This window comes from Aquamicrobium sp. YD-1-mutant5 (assembly GCF_059509755.1).
The window spans coordinates 78260-84482 of record NZ_JCAKKP010000014.1 but is presented as its reverse complement, the minus strand read 5'-3'; the positions used below and the strand labels follow the sequence as shown (position 1 = coordinate 84482).

The following is a 6223-nucleotide window of genomic DNA, read 5'->3' as shown; positions in this document are numbered from 1 at the left end:
CCCGTGCCACAACGGGAAGTACGGCGATATGCGCGCCATCTGGCACTCGCTCAGCAGAAACAAATCACCCATCACGGCCTCCTTCAGCAAAGACCGTGAATCACAGATCAAACCAAATTAATAGGTCCTGAGCCTAGGCGCGTGTTGCCGCAGCTAGGCCGATAGACGGGTAGCCTCCAATGCCCATTTCCCGTCGCTTGCCGTCGCGGACCCACATGAACAGCCACGACTTCCCGCCAGTGGGGCCGACGTTGAGATAGAGTCCGCCGCCATCGCTATGGCGGCCGGGCTTCAGTTTTGTGGACCTGACGTAAACATCTGTGAGCTTGTGCAGTGACCGGGCCATCGGGCGCACCTCCCTGTTTAACAGGACCGAAAGCTACCTCGGAGCGCATGGCGGATGCAATGGTGGTCCCCACTTTCATCCCCACTTCGTAAATGAGATAGAGTGAGATTAGGCTGGGCACCGTGGGACAGTAACCCACCTAAGATACTGATATTATATGCTTGCGTGGGGCGTGATGGATGCTTGTGGGATTAGGATTTAGCGGACTCTCTCTCCGCCATTTTCACAGAACCAATCCTTTTCCCCGGAGCTTCGTTTCAGTGTGCATGCTCTTTCCGTCGGAACTGAAACTGCATGCGGCAGATGGTTTTGGCGGGATTGCTCCTGGCTTTCAGTCGGTTATTCTGCAGACATGAAAAAAACTGACGTCATCCCTGTTTCAATCCGGGCATTTGCTTTCGCGCTGCTTGCGGCTGTCCCCTTGGCAGCTCAGGAGACGTCGCCGCCTTCGGAGGCACCTCCCATTCTGGTGCAGCAGGATTGGAATCGGGCAGTCAGCGCGCGGTTGCAGAGAGCGGGAACTGAAGTGGTGGCGAGGGGCAGCGAGAGTGGTATTTCCGGGCAATTCACGGCAAAGGTCGGATTTTCAGTAGCCGCGGATGGAACGATCACGGATGTAAAGATTGCCGGGTCCTCGGGAAATGCGGCCGTGGACCAGCTTGCTGTCCAGATTCCGCCACTGGCCTCGCCGATGCCTCCGTTCACGCCCGATATGACACCTGACGCGAAGGCCGTGGTTGCGCCTCTGCAACTGAATTTCGAAGCACCGCAAACTGGAGACACCACTCAACCGTGATGTCATTCAGGAGGCTGCCTAAAAGCAGCGCTGCCTCGCGGTAATTGTGAACGGAGAGAAACGAATGAAATTCAGATCAGCGCTTGCTGTCGGACTGATCGCTGCCGGTACCCTATCTCAGCCGGCTCAGGCCGCATTGTCTGGCTACTGGGAAAGCTCCAAGGTTCTGCATGCTATTCTGGGCAGCAACGAAGTGGCCGACGCGCTCAGGCAGCAGCCCGTCTCTTCCATCGAGACCACCAGATCCGGCTATCGGCTGAAAAGCAGGGATTGCACCGTGGACGTGACGATCGAGCGGCAAAACACCCGCCGCCCCGGGCCCGGCAACATGAAAATCATGGTTGGCAACGGCCGCTGCCGCTAAAGTGTCTTGCGATCCATAAGATTCGCGCCTTACGCTTTAGGTTCCGGTTTTTTACGCATGTCGTTGTTGTGAAACCGGCTCTCACGTCCGGGTGACACGATCCGGCATTTGCCGGTTTATTTGCCGGATGGGCTGCGTACATCACAGCCGGTCGCCGTTTTGAACATCAGCATGATCAGATCCTCGACCGGCAAGGCATCTGCGGCCGTTGCCTGAACGATGGAGCCTGACCACAACGCATGCAGCGCAATCGAAAGCTGAAGCGGCGGGATGAGAGATCGCAGCTGGTAATGCTCGATCACTTTGGCGATCACCTGCGCGAACTCCCGGTGATAAGCCGCTTTCACGCGCTCGAAATGGGCCGCAAAGACGGGATCGCGCAACGCATGAATCTGAAGTTCGATGGCCAGCAATGAGAGCACCGGGCGGCGTGCAAGCTCTGCAAGACGTGTTGCAATGCCCCGCAGGCTTTCCTCAAGAGAACTGTCACTCGCCTGATCGACCGCACCATCGAGAACGGTGGCGATCTCGCTCATATATCGCTCCATAAGGACGAGCAGAAGCTCGTCCTTGGAAGCAAAGTTGGAATAGAAGGCGCCCTGCGAAAAACCGGCCCTTTCGCACACGCCTCTTATGGAAGCCGCCGCCACACCACTTTCTGCGATGATGTGAAAAGCAGCCTCCAGCAGACGGGCACGGGTATCCTGCTGCATCTCGCGACGCGTTCGACGTTTGTGCCCTGGCTGAATCGTCATGGGTAGGTCCGTTTTTCTCAATCCTTGCGGCGCAAGCCTTCCCGCAGATTCGCATACCAGTCTGCTGCGGCTTTCAGCGACTGGCTGCCCTTTCCAAGCAGAGCCGCCAGTTCGTCCTCGAACCGTTCCTTCAACGTCGTTTCCTGTTCCCTGATGGGTGGCAGGACATGCGCAAAATAGGTTTTGTCGAGAATTCGATGCAAGAGCCGCTCGCCGGGGAAAGGTTCGCCATTGCTCAGCGCTCGGGCCGCTTTCAGCAATGTACGGATATCATATTGCGTGGGGCTGATGTCGGGAACCTGCTTGTTGAGGCCGAGCAATGTATAAACCGCGACGCGCGCCGTGCGCACCGAGCTTTCCATCGTAAACACCACGTCGTTGCGGGTTTCCACGAACTGGCCGATCAGCGCCAGATTGGTACAGCCTGCCGGCACGACTTCGGGACGGTCGCCCGCAGCACGCGGCATGAACTGAGCAGTGATGTAGGGCATCAGTGCCGTGCGAACCCTAGTGTTGGCGACCACGTCATCCAGCTGATCGACGATGCCAAGATGGTAGCAGAGCTCGGCCAGAATCTCACGCCCGGTGCATTCCGGCATGGTCTTCTTCACATAGTTGCCCTGCTTGTCCATCAGCAGCGCATAAACCCACAGCACAAGCACATCCTTCGGCTGATCGGGGAAATGCGGCTGCCGGTTGGCGGTGAAGCTCAGCACCCAGTTTGAATCGGTGAAGGTGATGACGCCCCCGGTAACGGTGCGGCCCGAATATGGATCGTTGACGGACAGCTCCTTCAGCTTCACAACCAGCGCGGATGACCTGCAGGTGAGCGTCGCCGACTCCCAGATCGACCGGTCGATATCGCCATAAAACTTCTCAGGCTTGCCGAAGACGGGCGACTTCTTTGCCAGATTGCGCCACAGGGTCCAGTCGCTGTCATCGCCGGGTTCGGTGCGGCCGCGTTCAAGCACGGGAACCGTGTCGAGATCGCCATAGGCCGTGCCTTCCGTCATGGTGCCGGTCAGCGCAAAGACCAGATCCTGAGGCCCCACCTTGATTGTGGTTTCCTTGCCGGACACCTTGCAGCGAATGGCGGTGACGGTGCGCTTTCCGTCTTTCTCCTCCATCTCGAGATCATGGACGCGGGTGTCGAATTTCACCTTCACGCCCTTGTCGCGCAGCATTTTGATCAGAGGACGCACGAAGCTGTCGAACTGGTTGTATTTCGGGAAGACCAGCGCCGACATGTCGTTGAGGCCGTCGAGCGCATCGAGGAAGCGGTGCATGTAGAGCTTCATCTCAAGCAGGCTGTGCCAGTTCTCGAAGGCGAACATGGAACGCCAGAAGAACCAGAAATTGCTCTCAAGGAATCCCGCGCTGAAATGTTCCTCGATGGTGAGGTCATCGAGATCTTCCTTGCGTTTCATCAGCAGGCGCGTCAGTTCCCATTGCTGGGAGCGGGTCAGCCCGAGCGTGGAAAAGTCGCGGATCTGGCCCTGCCTGTGCATGAGGCGGGCTTTTGAATAGTTGGGATCGTTGTCGTTCACCAGACGGTATTCATCGAGCACGCTGTAGCCTTCGGGCAGTTCCAGCGCCGGCACATCCTGGAACACGTCCCAGAAATTATCGTAGTTCCAGTTCATCTCGCGGCCGCCACGCACGATATATCCATCCTGCGCATTGCCGGCGCCGTCGAGCGAGCCGCCCTCGATGTCGAGGCTTTCAATGATGGTGATGTTCTTTGCCGGCATGCGTCCGTCGCGGATCAGGTAGAACGCCGCCGTCAGCCCGGCAATGCCGCTGCCGATGATGTAGGCCTTGCGCTTCTCCACCCCTTCGACCGGCATGGGACGGTTGCGCATATAGGCGCCGACCATGTCCGGCGGCGGAACGGTGTTGTCGGGCGAATTGTGCCAGTAGGCCGCTCCTGCATCCGGCTGCTTTTCCAGTTGAACGGTTTTCTTGTCGGTGAAGGGAACGTCGCTCATCGCAAATCCTTTCGTGCCGGAACGGCATCAGCCTTTTGAACACATCCGGAAAGCTAGGACTTCAATTTAAAATGTCAATTGATATTTGAATGTCGAATGATATTCAGAATGGAAAAGTTTTTCATCCAAGCCCTCCCATGAGCTCCCTGCACAGTCCTCCGACCGCGCCGGAAAGCGTAAATGCGCGCGTGCCATGCGAAACAGGGCCCGAAGGAGACGATGAAGGCGTCAACTTTGCCAGCGCTCGTTGAAACTGGCCAACTCTTCGCGAACAGGAGGCCGGACCAGCACCTTCACCTTTATGAAAGCTGCAGGAAACGCAAAGGAGACAGCGTCGGAAACGCTGCCTCCCTCACCCGCCACCCTCATTTTCAGGCTTCACCAGGAAGGTGATGCCATCTCGTCACCGGCAAGCTTGCAGTCCGCCACCGGTCCCGCTCAGATCGCCAGATATTCGTTGCGCAGTTCCTCGCTTTCAAGCAGGTCTTTTGCAGCACCGGCAAAGACAAGCTCGCCGGTATCGAGGATGACAGCACGGTCGGCGAGCCGGAGTGCCGCCACCGCATTCTGCTCGACGATGATCGTGGTGATGCCGCGCTCCTTGATGCCGTGGACGATCGTCTCGATCTCCCTGACGATGACCGGCGCAAGCCCTTCATAAGGCTCGTCGAGAAGCAGGAGCTTTACCTCCCGCGCCAGCGCACGGGCCACGGCCAGCATCTGCTGCTCGCCGCCGGACATGGTGACGGCTTCCTGTTTGCGGCGTTCCGCCAGCCGCGGAAAATGCTCATAGAGCTCGTCGATCGACATGCCATGCCCCGGCGCCACCTGCGCGAGGATCAGGTTTTCCTCCACCGTCATGCCCGGGATAATGCGCCTGTCTTCCGGAACGAGCTGGATCCCGGCGCGCGACGCCTGCCACGACTTCATCGTATGAAGCGGCTTTCCCTCCAGCCAGATTTCGCCTGAACGCAGCTCGGGGTCGTCCATTCGGGCGATGGTGCGCAGCGTCGAGGTCTTGCCGGCCCCGTTGCGCCCCAGAAGGGCAAGGATCTCGCCCTTCCTCACGTCGAGCGTCACCCCCTGCACGATATAGCTTTCGCCGTAGTAGGCATGGACATCGCGCACCGCGAAGAAGGCCTGCGACGGATCGGCCTCGGTCGCGGCCGAAATTGCTTCCCGTTTCATTGTCGCGACGCTCATTCCACGCTCCCGCCGAGATAGGCTTCCTGCACACGCGGGTCTTCCTTGATTTCCTGCGGAAGTCCCGAGGCGATGATGCGGCCCTGCGCCAGAACCGAGATCCGGTCGGCCAGCGAAAAGACCACATGCATGTCGTGTTCGATGATGACCTTGGTCATGCCGCCCAGCTTGATCTTGCGCAGAAGATCGATGGTGCTGTTGGTGTCATGGCGGCTCATGCCCGCCGTCGGCTCGTCCAGCAGCAGCAGGCGCGGCCTCTGGATCAGGCACATGGCCAGCTCCAGCCGCCGCTTGTCGCCGCGCGACAGCGAGCCGGCGTGGTCCCCGCGCCGGCCGTGCAGGCCGATATCGTTGAGCATGTCTTCCGCTTCTTCACGAATTTCCGCTTCGGAATCGACGCTGCGGAACAAGTTGATGCGAAAGGCACCATCGCGCCGTGCAAATGCAGGCGCCATGACATTTTGCAGAACAGGCAGATCGGGGAAGATCTCCGGCGTCTGGAACACCCGTGAGATGCCAAGCTGGTTGATCTCGTAAGGCGCCTTGCCGGTCAGCACCGTGCCGTCGAAAATCACCGCTCCGCTGCTCGGCGGTATGCGGCCGATGATAACGTTGAGAAGCGTCGATTTGCCGGCCCCGTTGGGGCCGATGATGGCGTGGGTCTTGCCTTCCTCGATCTGCAGGTCGATGTCGGACAGGGCGCGCAGTCCACCGAAATTCTTGTGAACGTCGGCTGCGTGCAGAATGATGTTGGGCGGTGTATCGCTCATG

At 58.8% G+C, this 6223-nt stretch carries 7 protein-coding genes; 2 read left to right on the top strand and 5 right to left on the bottom strand.

Going from position 1 to position 6223, the window contains the following annotated elements:
* Window positions 1-133: 133 nt before the first annotated feature.
* A complete protein-coding gene (locus AC5XE7_RS16930) occupies window positions 134-346 on the bottom strand; it encodes an Arm DNA-binding domain-containing protein (RefSeq protein WP_495366934.1) in 213 nt (70 codons plus the stop codon).
* 352 nt (window positions 347-698) lie between these two features.
* Here AC5XE7_RS16930 and AC5XE7_RS16925 point away from each other — a divergent pair, with 352 nt between their 5' ends.
* Window positions 699-1142, top strand: coding sequence for a TonB family protein (locus AC5XE7_RS16925; protein ID WP_495366933.1), 444 nt, complete (start codon window positions 699-701; stop codon window positions 1140-1142).
* A gap of 64 nt (window positions 1143-1206) precedes the next feature.
* Complete coding sequence (locus tag AC5XE7_RS16920; protein ID WP_495366932.1) at window positions 1207-1506, top strand: hypothetical protein; 300 nt, start codon at window positions 1207-1209, stop codon at window positions 1504-1506.
* Window positions 1507-1622: 116 nt separating this feature from the next.
* Here AC5XE7_RS16920 and AC5XE7_RS16915 read toward each other — a convergent pair whose 3' ends face one another.
* The 4 genes from AC5XE7_RS16915 to AC5XE7_RS16900 form a co-directional block, all read right to left on the bottom strand.
* On the bottom strand, window positions 1623-2261 hold the full coding sequence (locus tag AC5XE7_RS16915; RefSeq protein ID WP_495366931.1) for a TetR/AcrR family transcriptional regulator: 639 nt from the start codon (window positions 2259-2261) through the stop codon (window positions 1623-1625).
* A 17-nt stretch (window positions 2262-2278) separates the two neighbouring features.
* Window positions 2279-4249 carry an oleate hydratase gene (locus AC5XE7_RS16910; protein ID WP_495366930.1) on the bottom strand — a complete coding sequence of 657 codons (1971 nt, stop codon included), beginning with the start codon at window positions 4247-4249 and terminating at the stop codon, window positions 2279-2281.
* Window positions 4250-4687: 438 nt separating this feature from the next.
* Window positions 4688-5452 carry an ABC transporter ATP-binding protein gene (locus tag AC5XE7_RS16905; RefSeq protein WP_495366929.1) on the bottom strand — a complete coding sequence of 255 codons (765 nt, stop codon included), beginning with the start codon at window positions 5450-5452 and terminating at the stop codon, window positions 4688-4690.
* The gene (locus AC5XE7_RS16900; RefSeq protein ID WP_495366928.1) at window positions 5449-6222 is read right to left on the bottom strand and encodes an ABC transporter ATP-binding protein; all 774 of its coding nucleotides are present in this window, start codon (window positions 6220-6222) and stop codon (window positions 5449-5451) included. The genes AC5XE7_RS16905 and AC5XE7_RS16900 overlap by 4 nt, the downstream gene beginning before the upstream one ends.
* Window position 6223: the final 1 nt, after the last annotated feature.